The sequence below is a fragment of the Paenibacillus sp. FSL R7-0272 genome (assembly GCF_037969905.1).
In the GTDB taxonomy this organism is placed as follows: Bacteria; Bacillota; Bacilli; order Paenibacillales; family Paenibacillaceae; genus Paenibacillus; species Paenibacillus polysaccharolyticus.
On record NZ_CP150221.1, the window covers coordinates 3,162,144 to 3,181,648 of the forward strand.

Annotated in this window: 13 protein-coding genes and 2 pseudogenes; 10 read left to right on the forward strand and 5 right to left on the reverse strand. The window is 44.9% G+C overall.

Annotated elements, in window-relative coordinates:
- Window positions 1-16: 16 nt before the first annotated feature.
- Window positions 17-1,429, forward strand: a complete 1,413-nt coding sequence (locus MKY23_RS14020) for an MFS transporter (RefSeq protein WP_221788728.1) — start codon at window positions 17-19, stop codon at window positions 1,427-1,429.
- A 124-nt stretch (window positions 1,430-1,553) separates the two neighbouring features.
- Here the strand turns inward: MKY23_RS14020 and MKY23_RS14025 are convergent, their stop codons facing one another.
- From MKY23_RS14025 to MKY23_RS14035, 3 genes are all read right to left on the reverse strand, one after another.
- Entirely contained in the window at window positions 1,554-2,843 is a 1,290-nt protein-coding gene (locus tag MKY23_RS14025; protein ID WP_221788730.1) for a glycoside hydrolase family 27 protein, read from the reverse strand.
- 116 nt (window positions 2,844-2,959) lie between these two features.
- Entirely contained in the window at window positions 2,960-3,841 is an 882-nt protein-coding gene (locus tag MKY23_RS14030; protein ID WP_221788732.1) for an AraC family transcriptional regulator, read from the reverse strand.
- Window positions 3,842-3,900: 59 nt separating this feature from the next.
- Window positions 3,901-4,761 (reverse strand): AraC family transcriptional regulator, encoded by an 861-nt coding sequence (locus MKY23_RS14035; protein WP_221788734.1) that lies wholly within the window; start codon window positions 4,759-4,761, stop codon window positions 3,901-3,903.
- Window positions 4,762-4,918: 157 nt separating this feature from the next.
- On the opposite strand from MKY23_RS14035, the gene MKY23_RS14040 reads away from it, so the two are divergent.
- From MKY23_RS14040 to MKY23_RS14080, 9 genes and pseudogenes are all read left to right on the forward strand, one after another.
- Window positions 4,919-6,907: a hypothetical protein gene (locus tag MKY23_RS14040; protein ID WP_339838979.1), complete on the forward strand. Its 1,989-nt coding sequence runs from the start codon at window positions 4,919-4,921 to the stop codon at window positions 6,905-6,907.
- A 183-nt stretch (window positions 6,908-7,090) separates the two neighbouring features.
- The gene (locus tag MKY23_RS14045; protein ID WP_339838982.1) at window positions 7,091-9,415 is read left to right on the forward strand and encodes a glycoside hydrolase family 95 protein; all 2,325 of its coding nucleotides are present in this window, start codon (window positions 7,091-7,093) and stop codon (window positions 9,413-9,415) included.
- A 289-nt stretch (window positions 9,416-9,704) separates the two neighbouring features.
- Window positions 9,705-11,273 carry a response regulator gene (locus tag MKY23_RS14050; RefSeq protein ID WP_339838985.1) on the forward strand — a complete coding sequence of 523 codons (1,569 nt, stop codon included), beginning with the start codon at window positions 9,705-9,707 and terminating at the stop codon, window positions 11,271-11,273.
- Window positions 11,270-13,009, forward strand: coding sequence for a histidine kinase (locus MKY23_RS14055; protein ID WP_154889124.1), 1,740 nt, complete (start codon window positions 11,270-11,272; stop codon window positions 13,007-13,009). Before MKY23_RS14050 ends, MKY23_RS14055 begins: the two co-directional genes overlap by 4 nt.
- 119 nt (window positions 13,010-13,128) lie before the next feature.
- Entirely contained in the window at window positions 13,129-14,808 is a 1,680-nt protein-coding gene (locus MKY23_RS14060) for an ABC transporter substrate-binding protein (RefSeq protein ID WP_090915923.1), read from the forward strand.
- 184 nt (window positions 14,809-14,992) lie between these two features.
- A complete protein-coding gene (locus MKY23_RS14065; protein ID WP_339839427.1) occupies window positions 14,993-15,910 on the forward strand; it encodes an ABC transporter permease subunit in 918 nt (305 codons plus the stop codon).
- A 15-nt stretch (window positions 15,911-15,925) separates the two neighbouring features.
- Window positions 15,926-16,846, forward strand: a complete 921-nt coding sequence (locus MKY23_RS14070) for a carbohydrate ABC transporter permease (RefSeq protein WP_339838989.1) — start codon at window positions 15,926-15,928, stop codon at window positions 16,844-16,846.
- Window positions 16,847-17,269: 423 nt separating this feature from the next.
- A pseudogene (locus MKY23_RS14075) lies at window positions 17,270-17,674 on the forward strand (carbohydrate-binding protein); the annotation flags it as partial.
- Window positions 17,675-17,707: 33 nt separating this feature from the next.
- Window positions 17,708-18,580 (forward strand): annotated as a pseudogene (locus MKY23_RS14080) (glycoside hydrolase family 30 beta sandwich domain-containing protein); the annotation flags it as partial.
- A gap of 177 nt (window positions 18,581-18,757) precedes the next feature.
- Here the strand turns inward: MKY23_RS14080 and MKY23_RS14085 are convergent.
- Together MKY23_RS14085 and MKY23_RS14090 are read right to left on the reverse strand one after the other, a co-directional pair.
- On the reverse strand, window positions 18,758-19,033 hold the full coding sequence (locus MKY23_RS14085) for a barstar family protein (RefSeq protein ID WP_154984055.1): 276 nt from the start codon (window positions 19,031-19,033) through the stop codon (window positions 18,758-18,760).
- 11 nt (window positions 19,034-19,044) lie between these two features.
- Window positions 19,045-19,485: a ribonuclease domain-containing protein gene (locus MKY23_RS14090; protein ID WP_339838994.1), complete on the reverse strand. Its 441-nt coding sequence runs from the start codon at window positions 19,483-19,485 to the stop codon at window positions 19,045-19,047.
- Between the last annotated feature and the right edge of the window lie 20 nt (window positions 19,486-19,505).

The window sequence follows — 19,505 nt, forward strand, 5'->3', positions numbered from 1 at the left end:
GGAAAAGAGGGAAACGATGAAGACCGCAGAGAGTTTAGAGATCCAGGATACATCTGCAACGGGCAAAGAAACTGCACTACTTCGCGTGCTTGTCTTCACTTTGATCATCTCCGTAATGAACGGAATGATGTTTAATGTTGTCTTACCCGTCATTGGAGATCAATTCGAACGGTCAGCTTCTGAGACAAGCTGGATCGTTACCGGATATTTAATTGTATACGCCGTTGGTACAGTCACTTACGGGAAGCTAACAGATCGATATAGCATTAAACATTTAATCACATTTGGACTCTTATTGTTGGCTGCTGGCTCCGTTATAGGAATTCTTTCTACTTCCTACTTTATGATTATTTTGGCTCGTCTGATTCAGGCCGCAGGGGCTGCCGTCATTCCAGCTCTGGCCATGATTATACCAGTTCGATATTTTCCGCCAAACAAGCGTGGTCAGGCACTCGGTACTTCTGCGATCGGAATCGCCCTGGGATCTGCGTTAGGTCCTATTGTTGCCGGATTCGTATCCAGTGCACTTAATTGGAAGTTCCTATTTGCGATTCCGCTACTTTCGCTGTTGACGCTCCCCTTCTATAGAAAGTATTTGAATGATGAGAGGGGAGGGGATGAAAAGATGGACTATCTCGGAGGCATACTGCTCGCCGTAAGCATTGGAGCCATTTTGCTCGCACTGACTCAATTAAATTTGTGGTATTTGCTAATGGGCATTGTAGTTTTAGCCTTGTTTATCCTTCGTATTCTCCACGCAGCATCACCGTTTGTGCAACCAGCTGTTTTTCGCAACCGCTCCTATACATGGGGAATGATTATTTCATTTGTGTTAGTTGCATGTGGATTTAGCATTCCATTTATTATCCCGCAACTGTTAACCCATGTGTATGATGCTTATCCGGCTCTGACAGGTCTAATTATGTTACCATCGGCCCTGATTGCAGCATTACTGGGAAGACGAGGAGGAACGTTAGCTGATGATAAAGGCAATGTCTTTTTGATTTATACAGCCTCGACGATGCTTGTTATCGGCTTCATAAGTCTATCGTTTGCTGCCGGCGTGTCATTGTTTTTCGTTTCATCCTTTCTAATCTTGGCGGTTCTTGGTCAATCATATATGCAAATTGCGCTGTCTAATACGATCGCACAGACCCTTCCCAAAGAACAGGTCGGCATTGGTATGGGACTACTGTCGATGTTTAATTTCATCGCGGCTTCTGTATCTACAACCGTTCTTGGCAAGGTCATCGACGGGGGAGCACAGCAGATGCGTTTCAATCCTTTTATCAGCCGATCATCTGCATTTGTATATAGTAATCTATTTATTGTGCTTGCCATGTTGGTTGTGGTAATGACTTTTGTGTATAGATGGCATTTTGATCGTAAGCCCGAAGGACAAATGAATGGATCATCTACATTGTTCTAATAAAGCCGAAAATGCTCTTCCAAGCCAATAGTTACAATCCGTTTTTTTTTCAAAGAAATAGAGAAGAAGAGGTCTGTCATAAACGACAGGCCCCTTCTTTATGGAACGGTTCAGGCGAAATGGTTCACGCAAAACGGTACAGGCGCACACCGTGCGAAGGCACATCCGTGCGTAAAATATCCTCGTTAACTTCTGTCACATCGCCACTCCATAATTCAATTCCATGGCTTGCAACAGAAGGGGATAAACCAATTGTATTGAGATTAAGTTCCACTGAGAGTACTGACTGCTCGCCAACATTAAACACAGCTGCATAAGTGGAACCATCGACATGAGATGCCGTCCATACGATCAGATCGCCTTGATGTAGCGCTTCTCTAGCACTATGGCTCTCACGATGCATACGCAGAACCTCACGGTTTGTCAGCAAGGACAGCGTCCAGTCATCGTTATCCCGCAACTCACCGCCAAAGATGAGAGGAGAACGGAAGATACTCCACAGAGACATCATCGTCAATTGCTCATCCTTAGTGAATCTTGTCCACCGATCGGCTCCACCTCCATCCACAGAGCGAATACCAATGTGCCCCAGAGGCAACATATCACAATCCGGCCAACATCCCTCCTTAGGAAGGCCCTGCCACTTACGGCAGCGGTCGAACATATCTAGCAAAAGTGGCCATTGATCCCAGAAATCATCCGTTACCCGCCACATGTTAGCCTGTTCCGCGAAAAATTCAGCGTATTCCACGGGGGCAGGACCGGGAGACAGACTTAATACCATGGGACGTCCGGCACGTTTGATCGCCTTCGAGATCATCTCAATCTCAGGCTGATGTGTGTCATATAATCTGGAGGCAGCGATATCATCCACTTTGACCAGATCAACACCCCATGAAGCATACAATTCAAACAATGAATCATAGTAGGCTTGCGCGCCTTCTTTGTGGTGATCCACCCCATACATATCGGTATTCCATGGGCAGATGGAGTTGGTATGAGCGATCTCACGGGCGGTGGAGTTTGTTCCTAATAGAGCTGTGTCGGAATGAACTGCTTGCCTTGGAATTCCGCGCATAATATGAATGCCGAATTTAAGTCCCAGACTGTGAACATAATCAGCAAGTGGTTTGAATCCCTGACCATCCGCAGCTGAAGGAAAGCGGTTTTCTGCAGGCATCAGACGTGAGTATTCATCCATAATCAGTGGAACGAAAGGGCGGTATTGCGATGAGTTAGCCAGAGGTTCATACCATTGAATATCAACGGTGATGTAACTCCAACCATATTCTTTCAAGTGTGTAGCCATATACTCCGCATTACCGCGAATTTCCTTTTCAGTGACGGCAGCCCCGTAGCAGTCCCAGCTGTTCCAGCCAAGAGGGGGTGTTGGTGCAACAAGAGTATGATCCATTTGAAGGCTCCTTTACCTGACGTAATTTAAATTATTGCTTCAGTCACATTCATCATAATGAAGTAAAATACAATAATCTACAGTAATGTTAAGTCTTCAATAGCAATATATTGCGGTCAGTCAAAAAATAATCTGCGGTATACGAGACTTTCGCCACCGCTTCGAAATTCCCCAGGTGTAAGTCCAGTTAATCCTCGAAAAGCTTTGATAAAATAACTTCCACTGGAGTATCCCACTTGTACCGCAATCTGTTCAATGCTTAATGTCGTGCCGCGAAGCAACTCCATCGCTTTCTCGATTCGAACGCGGGTAAGATAGGCACCTGGAGTGTGACCTGTGCTAGCCGAGAATCTGCGAATAAAGTGGTATTTGGATAGAGCAACACGATCTGCAAGCTGATCCACGCTGATCATACTGGCGTAATCGGTTTCCATGTACTTCGTAGCCTGCTGAATATGTTCCGGCCAGTTCTCCCGATTATGGCGTGTTGTCGTCTGTAAACGAACAAGCTCTGTCATGAACTGATACACACTGGATGAGGCAATCAAAGGGTCCGTTATCCTTCCTGCCGCCGCATCCGTTACAATCATTCGCAGCAGACGGATGGGAGCAGAATCCATGGAGAGAAAAGCGACCTCACCTGCTTCTCGCACAAACTTCTGCCAATGAGCCTGAATGAGATCAGGACGGAATAGTAGGAAGATGAAATGCCATGGCTCATCAGACTCTGGATGATAATAATATCGATGAGCGCTCGGGATCTCAGTAAGAAAAGCCTGTCCGGAGGTCACACGGTATGTACGGTCATTTGTTTCATAAATACCTTCTCCCGCAAGGGTGTACTGAAATAAAAGAAGAGGACCATCCGTTCGTTCCAGCCCATCCCAGTAATACGACGGATCAGTAATGATATCGCTCCCCGTTGCATACAGCTTGCATAGCTCAAGTTCACGATCTTCAGCGAATCGAAAACCATAGGTCCCTTTTATAATATCCATCGCTTTCCTCCAATCTTGAATACTCTGCTCAATGTACACTTATGTTCACTATTTATCTATCATTTAAGTTCTGGATCTGAAGGTTTGCGTGCAAACTTGCCGGGCGATGTTCCGACCATCTTGGTAAAAGTGCGAATAAAGTTGGCATAATCGCCGAATCCGGAATGATAACAGGCCTCGGTAATACTCATACCTTCCGATAAACAGTTTTGGGCGAGCTCGATGCGGCGGTTAAGTATATAGTTTCGAATCGTTAGTCCGGTATGTTTTTTGAATTGACGGCTGATATAACTGCTGTTGGTAAATAGTTTTTCTGATAATTGCTGTAGTGTGAGAGATTCGGTCAGATTCGTTTCGATATATTCCATCGCATTACGAACCAGTTCAGGCATAATGTCGGTGGGCACAAAATTTGTATGTTTAAAAGTCAGATTGGTCATAAGAAGCAGTCGGGCGATCAGCATATTTCTCATAATATCCGCACCGTAGTCTGAGATTAGCAACATTTGCTCCACTTGGGTTGTAAGTTTGAGAAATTGCTCTAACTCTTCTTCATTCAAATGAATGATATTGCCCTTACCTTTAGGCCGATGATCAAAACAGGCAGAGAGGTTGGTAGATGATGTGGATAATCGATTAAGATATGATTTTTGCAGATTAATTGTGATTCGTTCATATTCATTCTTGTCGAGTGCAAAAGACCGATGCATTTCCTCTGGACTTAAAACAATAAGATCACCTCGCTCCAGATGGTAACATCGATTCTCAATATAGAAATTCACATTGCCGCGAAGAAAAATGTACAGCTCATACCCATTATGCCGATGGTAGAATGTGCCCATATTGTAGGTCGTGACACGATGCAGATACAGCAGATCCAACTGAATGGGATCATACTGGTACTCCTGAGATTCATTCATATCATGAAAGCCTCCTAATCGTTTGGCGCAATAAATATCACGATCTAAGCAATGAAATTGCGAACCTGAACCTATAAAATGGTACCATCCTAGCATCTTGGTTTAAAATTTGCAAGCGTTTTCTGAAGGAGTAGGGAAAACAGAAAGGGAGGATTGTATGGAACTGATCTTTACCGCACGCAGTAGAAGGCAGGAAGGGACAGCCTATACTGGAATGAGAACGCATAATCTTCAGACTAACGTAAATATGAGTGCCGGGACAGGAAGTGCAGATGATCCAAAGCAGGCACAGATTACCATTAAGAATGAAGGCAGTCAACGGTGGAGTGGAGTGATTCATGTAGAACTTGCTTTTGACAAACAGCAGCCCAGATTTTTTCTGCCTGCCTTTATGTATGGTCGTAATCGGGGAGAAGCCCCCCAAAATGTACCTAACGAATTTCCAAGAATTCGTGAAGGAACACCTTCCCGTCCTTCATCCCCGTGGTGGATGGTTCGAAGCGATCGTTTATCGCATCCGGCTGCACTTGTATATGATTCGGGCCGAATTGCCGGGCTCAGCGCAAGCCCATATTGGGTGGAAAGCAAGCATAGTGGACAGAAGCAGCCGTGGTATCCGGGTCAAACAGGAACTTTTCTACAATATGGAGGTTTCACATGTTCAATAGAGAAAGGCACCGTTGGTTATACCTTAGGGTATGAGAATGCTCCGTTGCTGTTTATCAAATCAAGACTTGTGCACGAGCGCTCAGCCTTGGCAGAGAGCGTCTTTGTGTTGGAAGCAGGAGAATCGGTGGCGTTCACCCTTGAATTATATGATTATGAATCCTCTTCGCCCTTGGGTATTAACCCTGCATTAGAGCATGTCTACCAAAAGTACCATGAACACCCTAGACAAGGAAGCGACATCCGCACAGCCGTATCCGACATGTCCGCTGCTGTTCGAGACTACGCGTGGCTTCCAGATGACCGTCACTATTCTACTTTTGTGTACGAAGACGCAGAGAGCGGGGGGTATCGATATAACAAAATCATCTCGATCAGTTGGACCAATGGCATGACCATTGCAACCCCCATGCTGCTTGCAGCATTGCGTCAGAACGATGAACCCATGCGTCAGCAGGCTTTGTCCTGTATCACAAACATTATCGAAAATGCGATGAATTCCGAGTCAGGACTTCCGTATGATGCTTATCAGGATGGAAAATGGAGCATTAAAGGCTGGTGGTTTGACGGTATGCGTACACCAGGTCACTCATCCTATCTCGTTGCACAAGCCATGTTTTATATCCTCAAATGTTATGACTATGAATGTCGCATAAGGCAGATTAGACATGATGACTGGCTCGCCTATGTGAAGCAAGTACTTGAATGCCTGGAACGGAGCAAAAATGCGGATGGCGAATATCCGACGATATTATCCGAGCGCACGGGTGCAGGCCTGGAGTATGACGCTTTTAGCGGGGCGTGGTGTCTTGCTGCGAAAGCTTATTACAGCTGGTTGATCAATGATTTATCCGATTTGGAGGAAATGAGACGCAGTGAAACACATTATTACAATGCCTATGTGAAACAGATGGAATGTTACGGTGCTCCGCTTGATGCGGACAAAGCAGTGGATTCGGAAGGCATTCTGGCATATATCAAAGCTCTCCGTTTCTTGCATGCACTCTCCGGTGAGGAGACGTTCCTTAATCATATGAGAGACGCCATCAGCTACGAGTTCAGTTTTAAATTTTGTTATAACTCGCCAGTGCAGATTCCGCCGCTAAGTACATTGAACTGGTCAAGTTCGGGGGGAAGCGTCACTTCGGTAGCTAATCCGCACATTCATCCCATGTCGAGCAATCTCGTCGATGAGCTTTTATATTATCTTCAGCAACGTGAGGATGACTATATCCGTCAGCGTATGAATGATACGGTCGCTTGGGGCTGTCAAACCTATAATCGTGTTGATGGTGAATATGGTTATGGCAAAAAAGGATGGATGTCCGAGCGCTTTTGTCACTCGCAAGGACTCGTTACGGAGACTTATGCCGATGGTACGCCGGCAAGCACCTGGTTCTGTCTGATGCCGTGGGCCAGCGGCTCCATCATCGAAGGTCTCGTTGGTGACTACTGGGATCAAGTCACCTCCAGCGATTGAATAGATACGATCATGCCTCCAAACGGGTTAGCATTGTGAAGGTTTAGGTTAGTTTTCTTCATTCAACGAAGCCGGGTGAACAAAGTAAACTGATTATACGGCCTGTAAGATGGGTCATACTGAGTCCTGTTCGTCATGCTGCTAGTGCAGCAGTGAACCTTGGCATCTCTCGTTGGAGGTATAATGATGAATACGAATAAAATTTGGTTTGATCACGCCGCGGAGCAGTGGGAAGAAGCCTTTCCGATTGGAAACGGAACCCTCGGTGGTATGGTATTTGGAAAAACACATCTAGAGAGAGTACAGTTAAATGAAGATAGCCTTTGGTACGGCGGACCGATGGAGCGGAACAACCCGCATTCACTTCAATCACTGGATAACATAAGGGAACTTCTGTTTCAAAGCCAGATTCGGCAGGCAGAGGAACTAGCGTTAACCTCATTAGTGGGTGTGCCTGATGGGCAACGACATTACGAGCCGCTTGGTGACTTCTATGTAGCCATGCATCATGCAGACGAAGAGACAGCAGAGTATCAGAGATATCTTGATTTGGAACAAGGGATCGCTAGCGTTCAGTACACATCAGGTAACACACAATACAAGCGAGAATATTTTTCAAGTTATCCTGATCAGGTCATAGCAGTCCGTCTCTCTAGTAGCGTGCCAGGTGAATTATCATTCACAGCGTTGTTCGGCAGAGGTTCCGTGTTACAATGGTCGCCGTTATCGGGAGCGCTAAGACATCCGGTCGGGTTCCAATCGTTGATCGATCGAATCGAACAGCGCAGCAATGGTGAACTGATCGTCCGGGGAAGAAGCGGGGGAGAAGGTGGGATTCGTTTTTGTTGTGCGATTCGGATCATGCACGAACAAGGAGAACTTCAGTATTCGAGTGGTCAAATGTCACTTTTAAATGCTGATTCCGCCACCGTGCTGATCGCAGCATGCACTGATTTTCGTTATGACAAGGAAGATTTGGAGGCAGAATGTTTACGAAGAATAGATGCGGCCTCCGCCAAAAAGTATGATCAGTTACTTCAGGATCATATCACTGACTATCAGGCGCTGTTCAAACGAATGGATCTGCATCTGGAAGGTGGACACACAGATACCAGTTATATGACTCTGCCGATGAATCAACGAATCGAGCGTCTTAGAGCAGGCGGTGATGATCCTGAACTCGTAAGTTTGTACTTCCAGTTCGGGCGATACTTGCTAATCTCCAGCAGCCGGCCCGGTTCGTTACCTGCCAATCTGCAGGGCATATGGAACAAAGACATGCTTCCGGTATGGGATAGTAAATACACCATTAATATCAATACAGAAATGAACTATTGGCCAGCCGAGAGTTGTAATCTGCCGGAGTGTCACATCCCGTTATTTGATTTTATCGAGCGACTACAGGAACGTGGAAGGGAAACGGCCAGCAAGATGTATGGCTGTAGCGGATTTGTAGCACATCATAATTCTGACATATGGGCAGATCCTGCCCCGCAGGATGTATGTCTAACGTCGACCTTCTGGACGATGGGCGGCGCGTGGTTGTCTCTTCACCTGTGGGATCATTATGAATACGGTAGGGACAAGATTTTTTTGAAAAAAGTATATGAAACGATGAAAGAGGCAGCTTTGTTTATTCTGGATTTCCTTGTACAAGACCCGGAGGGGAATCTCACGATATGTCCTTCATCCTCACCGGAAAATATCTATATCCTGGATAATGGTGAGTCGGGTGCGCTTTGTTATGGGGCATCGATGGATAACCAGATTATTCGGGAGTTGTTCACGCGGTGTATTTATAGTACACACATTTTGCAACAAGATCAGGAATTTGCATCACAGTTACAAGAAGCATTAACTCGCATTCCGGATATCGCTATGGGAAAACACGGACAGATTCAAGAATGGAGCAAGGATTACGATGAACTTGAACCAGGTCATAGACACATATCACATTTGTTTGCGCTGCATCCGGGATCACAGATTACTCCGAAAGCGACGCCTGATCTGGCAAAGGCCGCTCGTGTTACGCTGGATCGCAGACTTCAGCATGGCGGCGGACATACAGGCTGGAGTCGGGCCTGGATTCTGAACATGTGGGCCAGACTGGAGCAGGCTGAACAGGCACATGATAACGTTATGGAGCTGCTTCGTTCCTCGACACTGCCTAATTTATTCTGTGATCATCCTCCGTTTCAGATTGATGGAAACTTTGGAGGTACGGCAGGCATAGCCGAAATGTTGCTCCAGAGTCACGGCGGTGAGATTCGTTTACTTCCTGCGTTGCCAAAAGCATGGCCTACAGGTTCCGTTCGAGGGCTGCGAGCGCGCGGCGGATTTGAAGTGGATATGGAATGGAGCGAAGGGAAGTTGCTTCATGCCAGCATACGTGCAAGCGAGGCAAGTAAAGTCAGCGTTTCTTATCTGGATCAACATATAGAACTGAATTTTCAGAGTGCACAAGATTCAATTATTTTAAAAGGGGAAAAGTGGAAAGTAACCTCTTGATTAGAAGGATAAGGATATAGCATAAAATTCACCTCTATTTCTTAAGCGAAACGTCCGGGTTAAACTCGGTTCTGTTTCGCTTTTTTTATATTATGAAGCTGATGTCTGTACTTTCGCGCAATAAAATCAACGATTCACGCAATGAATTTGCTCACGGCAAAGGATAGAATGAGAACCATCTTGTATAAATAGCTGCAGAATTGTAAGCGGTTTCTAATTATAATTGGAATATACCGTTTTTTGTTGATTTCATTCAACGATTTTCGCTTGAAGGGAAGGGGCAGATCATATGTTAAAAGTACTTCTGGTCGACGATGAGATGTATATCCGTAAAGGAATGCATGAACTGATTGATTGGCACAGTCTTGGCATGGAGATTGCGGGGGAAGCAGAGAATGGACTGGAGGCGCTGAATAAGGCGGAGTGTCTACATCCTGATGTCATTATTACCGATATCCGAATGCCTATTCTGGATGGACTCGAGCTCATCCGTGCCGTTGACAAGTCACCTACGCTAGAGCCTGTGTTTATTATCATTAGCGGTTACCATGATTTCAAGTATGCACAACAAGCAATAAGGTACGGTGTCCAGGATTACATCCTCAAGCCGATTGATGACGAAGAAATGACCGCAACGCTGCAAAAGGCGGCTAACCTGATCCAGAATAAGCGAAAACATGCATTTTTGGAGGAAGGACAAGCCAGTCGAATTATGTTAAAAGATATGATCAAGGGTCAGATTCGAAAAGAAGATGAGATCCGGTATGCAGAAATGTTAGGTATTGACCATCAGACGTCATTGATCATTGTGCTGTTTGAATTACAAACAGGCTCAGAGCACCGGAAAGTGACTCTTCACCAGGTTAATGAAATCCTTCATTCGTTGGCGGATCATCGGTTCAACCTATACGTTATTGAGGAACAGCTAGGTAGATTTGCCTTGATTGTTCTATTGAAGGAACCCTCACCAAAACAACGTGTAGTCGATAAAATTCAATGGATTCAAAACATGCTCAGCGACCACCTTGGCGCAGATGTAGGCTTGTACGCAGGTACATTAATAGATGACATGAGCGATGCACCTCGGTCTTATGCGGAAGCAGAGGAAGCATCCAAGCATAAATTTGCAGAGCCTGGAAGTGTTGTCCATTATGCAGAAGTGAAGGATAAAGCGTTATACGTATTTAACATAAATCAGGAAGAGGTTGATCCCCTAATTCTAAGTCTGGAAGAGCGAAATCGTGAGGCTTGTCATGAGATTGTGCACGATATGTTTAACAAGTTTCACTCTCGCCGGTTTTCTACTCAGGCAGTTACAGGTTCTCTGTTGCGTTGCATTACGGGCATACTCGCGGTTGTGCATGAAATGGGAGGTACGGACGCAGGGTTACAGAAACTCAAGTTATTAGCTGAGCAAGGTCAGGATGGATGGAATTTGCGACTATTGAAAATTGCATTTTTGACTGCATTGGAGGAAGCAGAGGAGTATATTGCGCAACTGCGGATGGAGCAGTCCAAAGGAGATATCAACAAGATCAAACGATATATCGATTCCCATTACATGGAGAATATCAGTCTCAAAAGTATAGCGGCCCAGTTCTATATGAATCCGGTCTATCTGGGTCGACTTTTCCGTAAAAGTTACAACCAGTATTTTAATGAGTATCTGCTGAATCTTCGGGTTCAGGAAGCCCAGAAGTTGCTTCGCCAGACGGATCTGCGAATGTATGAGGTGGCGGCTCGTATCGGATTTCAGAATGCGGATTATTTTGTGACCCAGTTTGAGAAAATCGTTAATATGACGCCAACAGCCTACCGTAATCTTCTCAAAGAGGATGGACAGCGGGGGGCCCAATGATCAGGTGGAAGTGGAACTACATGAAGCTTCGGGACAAATTGTTGCTGATGTACGTGTTATCGGTGTTCATTCCGATTGTTGTGACGAATGTCGTTTTCTATCAAGTAACCACAGCCAATATCCGTAACCAGAAATCTCGTGATGCCGGAATGGCGTTAAACAATCTGAAGAACGAATTACGTGTGACGATTGACCAGGGGGTAGGTCTGTCGTATTCGCTCTATGCTGATCCTGTATTCAATGACACGTTATCTCGTTCGTTTGAAAGTAACTCGGAGTATATTCGGGCATATAACTCCTATCTCAAAGGAGAGTTTTCCGGTCAACTGAGTCAAGGCATTCGTTGGTACCAAGTGTATACCGATAATCCAACGATTTTGTCCTCAGGCTACATTGAACACTTAAATGAAGCGGTTCGCAGCACGAGCTGGTATAAGCAATTACAGGATAATGTTGTACCTTATCCAACCTTGATTGCAACCGATCAGATGTTAAGCCTCATCCAGCGGTTAAACAATCAGGACACGGGCGGTATCGAACAATTACTCAAAATTGACTTTAATATGGATCTACTCCAAGAGCAATTTCGCAACAGCGGTTTTGATGGCAAAGTGTATTTGGTTGATCCAGGAGGCCATATTCGCTTTTCGAATGATATAAGCACAGAGAATGTTTCAATTGGACAGCTTTACGGAAAAATGGAATTCCCCAATAAAACCATTCGATTTGATCGTGTCTATTCTGGCATTAACTATTTGGAAGGGTGGTCCCTGCAAGGTGTGATGGATGAGGAAATCGTGTTACAGGAAGTTCGTAAATCACGATCCTTCGTCGTCTGGCTGGCATGTATCAATTTCGTGTTGCCTTCGATTATCATTGCGGCGATGTCCCGCTCCATTCACGTCAGACTGGTACGTATTCTCAAACATATGAAAAAAGTAAAAACACAAAATTTTCAGACCATTCCTCCTGAAGATGCAAGGGACGAGATTGGACAATTGACAACCGAATTCAACCGGATGACCGAGACGATTCGGAATCTTATTGATGAAGTATATCTAGCGGATATTCAAAAAAAAGACCTGGAGCTTAAACAGCAGCAGGCGCAGCTTCATGCATTACATAGTCAGATTAATCCGCATTTCCTGTTTAACACGCTTGAATCTGTGCGAATGCGGAGCCTGATCAAGGGCGAGAAAGAGACCGCTAAGATTGTGCATCATATGGCAAAAATGTTCCGTAAGTCCATTAGCTGGAATCAGCATGACGTGACCGTGAAGGAGGAACTGGAGCTAATCGACAGCTTTTTGCAAATCCAGAAGTATCGCTTTGGGGAAAAACTCCAGTATTATATTGAAGCTGATCCTGAAGCGTTAAAGTACCGGATACCAAAAATGGTCATCTTGCCATTCGTGGAAAACGCCAGCATACATGGCATTGAATCTACACCGGGTGAAGGCATTATTCGGCTTGTTGTTCAATTGGAGGGTCAGAATCTTCATATCGGGCTGGAGGATAACGGTATTGGCATGTCCGCAGCAAGATTGAAAGAATTGGTAGGATATCTGGAACAGAATATGGATATGGGTGAGCATGTAGGGATGAAAAATGCCTATAGCCGGTTGAAACTTTGTTATAGGGATCGATTCTCTTTTTCTATCCATTCAGAGGAAAGCAAGGGGACGTGTATACAAATCAGGCTCCCGCTTGATGGAGATGAGTCTGAAGTTAAATGATGGTTCGATATACTTTTTAAAGAACAATGTACAGTTTCATGGGTAACTATGAAAGCGTTATCTTGATATATTGAAAATGCTTACATACACCGTTTAACTAAAAAGGGGGAACAAAACACATGTTAAAACCGCTTTTGAAAACGACAGGATTAGCCGTATTATTGGCATCCCTGTTGGCTGGGTGCTCGTCAGGCAGCTCTTCTCCAGGGGCTTCGTCTACAGCAAAAGAAGATGATAATAGCCCGGTTACATTTTCGTATTACATGTTTTCTTCGGGCAAGAAGGATACTTTGGCAAGTGAAACAACGATTGGTAAAGAACTGCAGAAGCAGACAGGTGTAGATTTTAAATTGGAATATCTGGTTGGTGACAGTGCGACTAAAGCTGGCGTTATGATTGCGTCCGGAGACTATCCTGACGTCATCGCCTCCAGCGGAGAAATGTCCAAATTGCTGGATGCTGGAGCTTACATTCCGTTAGATGATCTGATCGAAAAATACGGTCCGAATATTAAGAAAGTGTATGGCCCGTACTTCGATAAAATGAGAAACCCGGAAGACGGTAAAATCTATGCGTTGCCATATACGGCTAACCAAGGTGAGTATTCAGGTAGCCCTAACATTGGCGGGGGGGCATTCTGGATTCAACGTTCTGTATTGAAGGAATTTAATTATCCTAAAATTACGACACTGGATGAATATTTTGATCTGATCGAGGACTATAAGGAGAAACACCCGACAGTGGATGGAGCCGAAACGATCGGGTTTGTATCCCTTGCTGGCGTAGCCAATAACTTCTTCACGTTGCAAAATCCAGCCATGCACCTTGCAGGATATCCAAATGACGGCGGCGTTATGGTAGATATGCAAACCCATGTCGCAAGAACCGTTTCAGGTACAGAAGAACAGAAACGCTGGATCAAAAAGCTGAATGAAATTAACGCCAAAGGTTTGCTTGATCCAGAGTCATTCACCATGAACAAGGATCAGTATTTGGCAAAACTGACTTCAGGACGTGTTCTCGGTTACTTTAACTACGCATGGCAAGTAGGAGATGCAACGAAAAACTTGCTGGCAGCAGGTATCGATGAGAAACGTTATGCACCGCTCCCGATCGTCTTCGATAAGAGCATCAAGGACCAATACATTGATCCTCCTGGCTTCGTAAACAACTATGCTACGGGTATTACCGTAAATGCGAAAGACCCGGAACGTATCATCAAGTATTTTGATAATTTGCTCAAAGAAGAGAATCAGATTCTAATCCAGTGGGGGATCAAAGATCAGACTTATAGTGTAGATGAAAAAGGGCGCTACTATTATGCGAATGATGAACAGCGGAAAATTCACGACGATGTCGAGCTTGGCCGTAAATTCGGATTTACCTATTTCAGTAATGACTGGCCACGTTATGGTGGAGAATCGACACTGTCCGATGGGAATGCATTTAATCCAGGCAATCAGCCGGAAGTTGTCGCAGGAACATATACAGAAGGGGATAAAAAATTCCTGGATGCCTATGGGATCAAGACGTTCAGTGAGCTGTTCAACAAACCGGAGGAACGTCCTTGGTTCCCGGCATGGTCAATTGCGCTCGAACAAGGTTCTCCTGAACAAGTTTTCACAACCAAATCGGATGACATACAGCGCAAGTACTTGCCTGAGATGATTTTGAGTGCACCTTCGAACTTCGATAACCTGTGGAATGCTTACATGGCTGAATTTAGCAAGCTGGACAAAGCAGGCTACGAGAAAAAGATGACTGAAGTCATTCAAAATCGTGTCGCAGGTAAATGGTGATTTAATCAAGACCATATAAAATAAACTGTTACGTGCGCTGGAGAGAAAGGGGGAATCGCTTTCTGGTGTATATCTCCGTATATACTCTCTCCGCGCATGAATAACAGATAGGGAAAGGAGTAACTGCATCGTGGAGGAACCCAATGTAACTCTTCAACCGATTCCACCTACTTCGCATCGAAAAGTGAACCGCGAAACCAGCTTTTACAAACGATTGCTACAGCAGCGTACCCTGGCTTTTATGTGTATTCCGTTTGTGATTTGGGCATTTGTATTCAAATATTTGCCGTTATGGGGCTGGACGATGGCGTTCCAGAACTTCAAACCGGCAAGAGCTTTCGCGGATCAGCAGTGGGTGGGGATGAAACATTTCCAAACCCTGTTTGAAGATAATACGTTCTATCGAGTGCTTCGAAATACGCTGGTGATGAGTTCTATTAAATTGGTGCTTGGGTTTGTCACAGCGATTACCTTGGCACTTCTTTTGAATGAATTGAAAAATATTATTTTCAAACGTTTTGTACAAACCGTCAGTTATTTGCCTCACTTCATTTCTTGGGTTGTTGCTTCAAGTATCGTGCTCACCGTATTGTCACCCGATGGAATCATTAACCTTATTCTTATGAAGCTGCACTTGATCGACAGTCCAGTGCTGTGGATGGGAAAAGGCGAGTATTTCTGGGGTATACTGGGTGCCACTGAGGTATGGAAAGATGTTGGCTGGAACACGATCATCTATCTGGCGGCGATTACAGCCATCGACCCTGCTCAGTATGAAGCGGCAGAGATTGACGGAGCCAGTCGTTTTAAACGAATGTTATATATCACATTGCCAGGTTTAAAACCGGTTATCGTCATTTTGCTCATTATGAATATGGGAAGCATTCTGGAATCCGGATTCGAACCTCAATATTTGCTGGGCAACGGGATGAATATGGATTATTCAGAAAACCTGGATATCTTTGTCTTGAAGTATGGTTTGGGAATGGGGAACTTCTCCTTGGGTACAGCAGCAGGTATTTTCAAAACTGTGGTCAGCTTCATCTTCCTCTTCACCGCCAATTATATCGCCAAAAAAATGGGAGAAAGCAGACTATTCTAAGAGGAGGCCTGAGCCATGCCAAAAGCAAAATCATCCCGCTTGCGGAACAGTAGCACCGGGGACCGGGCGTTTGATGCGATTAATATCACGTTTATGATCTGTTTGATGATTGTTACAATCTATCCGTTTATCAATATGATTGCCGTATCTCTCAATGATGCGAATGACGCCATACGCGGAGGGATCTATTTGTGGCCACGGGAGTGGACACTGGATAACTACAAATATATCTTCGGAGAATCCGACATTTACCATGCTACGCTGATCTCGACACTTCGTACGATTATCGGAACGATTGTCTCCGTTTTCTGTACCGCGATGCTTGCTTATACACTTAGCCGGCAGGAATTCGTACTTCGTAAGTTTGTGACGATGTTTTTTGTCTTCACGATGTACTTCAGCGGAGGACTCATTCCAGGATACCTGTTAATTCGTGATCTCGGGCTGATTGGATCTTTCTGGGTTTACATCATTCCGGGTGTAATCGGTGTGTTTAATATGATCGTCATTCGTTCTTTCATTGAAGGATTACCTGAGGGAATTCTGGAGTCGGCCCGTATTGACGGAGCGGGAGAATTTACAACGTTTATTCGAGTGGTACTGCCATTAACGATTCCAGCGATGGCAACCGTTTCTCTTTTCGTAGCCGTGGGTCAATGGAATTCCTGGTTTGACGTCTTTCTCTATAACTCGTCTAACAAGGAGTTAAGCACACTTCAATATGAATTGATGAAGATTTTGCAGACGTCAACAACGGCGGCAACGTCATCGGCAAGTGATGTGTATCAGTCTGCTGAGAACAGCGGAGTTGCCGTGACACCAACTTCTATTCGGGCAACGATGACTATTATTGCAAGTGTTCCGATTCTGATGGTATATCCTTTCCTGCAGAAATACTTCGTTCAAGGTATGACCATCGGAGGCGTAAAGGGATAAAAGTTAGGTTAAGGTTAAGATTGCTGTGTTTGAATTTGAATGGTCGGGAGATGAGAAATCGTGAATTCTATGTTCAAAAAATCACTCTGTACGATGCTTGCAGCGTTAACAGCACTACCCCTGTTTTATGTACCTGCTTCCTCCAAAGTAATGGCGGCGAACGATGCTGTAATTAACGTAACTTCACCCAAACAAGTGATTCGGGGTTTTGGCGGTATGACACATTCCGGTTGGATTGGTGATCTCACTGCCTCTGAGAGGGAAACCGCTTTTGGCAATGGGCCTAACCAGCTGGGCTTCTCTGTTCTAAGAATTCCGATTGATGAGAACAAGAACAACTGGCAACGGGAAGTGGATACAGCCAAAAAGGCGATTGAACATGGTGCGATTGTATTTGCATCTCCTTGGAATCCACCAACAGATATGACGGAACTGGTCACCATCGGCACTACTTCGGGCGGTGGTTCAACGTATGAAGCTGAATCCTCGACAACGTTGACCGGGGCTGTAGCGGGGAGTTCTTTGACAGGATATACAGGATCAGGTTATGTTACTTTCCAAAATGCGAGCGGCTCGGCTGTTCAGTGGAATACGATTCTGATTGGCAGCACCGGCACCAAAAACATTAAAATTCGATATTCACTTCCTTCAGGAACGAGTAACCTGGATGTCTACGTGAACGGCACATTAGCGCTTAGTAACGTACCATTTGAAGCTACAGGCAGTGGAAACACTTGGAAGGACAAATCGATTCAGGTACCAATGGTGAATGGTACAAGCACGTTGAAGCTGGTTACTACAGGAACGGGTGGACCGAACATTGATAACATCAACGTAACCGCATATACGCAGATTACACAGGCCAAACGACTCAAGTACGACAAATACGCGGCTTACGCTCAATATTTGAATGAATTCGATACATTTATGAAAAATAACGGCGTCAACTTGTATGCGATTTCCGTACAAAACGAGCCTGACTATGCCCATGACTGGACATGGTGGTCTCCGGAGGAAATGCTTCGTTTCATGAAAGAAAACGCGGGTTCCATCAACAATCGGGTCATTGCCCCGGAATCCTTCTCTTATGTGAAAAACATGTCGGACCCTATTTTGAATGATCCGCAAGCCCTTGCGAATATGGATATTTTGGGTGCACATACGTATGGTACGCAATATAGCGACTTTCCATATCCGTTATTTGAACAAAAGGGAGCAGGAAAAGAGCTTTGGATGACAGAGGTATACTATCCGAACAGCGAGACCAATTCTGCAGATCGCTGGCCTGAAGCTTTAGGAGTAGCGGAGCATATGTACAATGCGATGGTTGAAGGTAATTTTCAGACGTATGTATGGTGGTATATCCGTAGACATTATGGACCGATCAAAGAGGATGGAACGATAAGTAAACGTGGCTATAGTATGGCTCATTACTCCAAATTCGTGCGCCCTGGTGATGTCAGAGTAGATGCAACCAAAAATCCGGCAAATGGTGTATATGTCTCGGCATACAAGGGAGAGAACAACAAAATCGTTATCGTTGCTATTAACAAAAATACATCAGGCGTGAATCAGCGATTCACTGTGCAAAATGGAACAGCCTCCGCTGTATCCTCCTGGGTAACGGACAGTACACGTAATTTGGCGGCCGGCTCCGCCCTGCAGATTTCCGGCAACGGATTCTCGGCAGACCTGCCAGCCCAAAGTGTAACAACATTTGTTGTGCAACCGTAAGGTAGATGTAAATAAAGTGAACAAGGCAAGAAGCAAAAGAGCAGGTATAGATATAAGGAAGAGAAGAACGAGGCAAAGAAGTAAATAGAAGTGAATTGAAGTCAAAAGAAGTTAAAATAAGATAGCAGAATTTAGTAGAAGTTAAAAGAACAGGTTGCCCTTAGGCAGCCTGTTTTACTATGACCATAACTCTAATGAGAATTCGTCAATCTCTTGCTCTGCTTCGCGCATTAAATCAAGCACCTGATCTGCATAATCACCGAGCTTTTCTCTGCTTATATCAAAGTGACTCCAGCGGATCGTCAGCGGCATCTTGACTTCACCTGTCAAGGCATCCCATAGAGCGTCCAGATTGTGTCCGTAATGTTCATCCAATTGCAATTTATCTTGCAACAACTGATGGAGTGATTCCCGATTAAGAAGGTAACGACCGTCGATCTGAATGATATTCATGTGTTCCTCCGTTATTTGATCTGTTGAAAAGTCTTATAATGATCGGTGGTTTGATAGATTAGACCGTCATTCGAATATAGAATTCGGTCGCTTCCGCGTTTTCCACCAGTATAATGGATATCCGCCTCATACCAGATCCGACCTTTTTTATTGGGAAGCAGCCCTTCGCGATTTCTGAATACGTCACCGCCAATGCTCTTTCCTGGAGCGACCTGACCCAGATTGCCTTCACTAGGCTCCCAGCCCAGCCTACGAGCTTCTTTTTTCGTAATATAATTGGGCGGAAGTTCATGATGCTCTTTGATATAATCGGCGACCTCCTGAAATCCCATCTCTTTGGAGGGTTGACCAGCGTGAGAACTGGTATTGGTAATAATCTGTGAGGTACAACCTGCAAGCAATAATACGGAAAGCAAGACGAATAGAGGATACAACCATTTTCTTAAAAGCATGTTCTGATCTCCTTTTAATG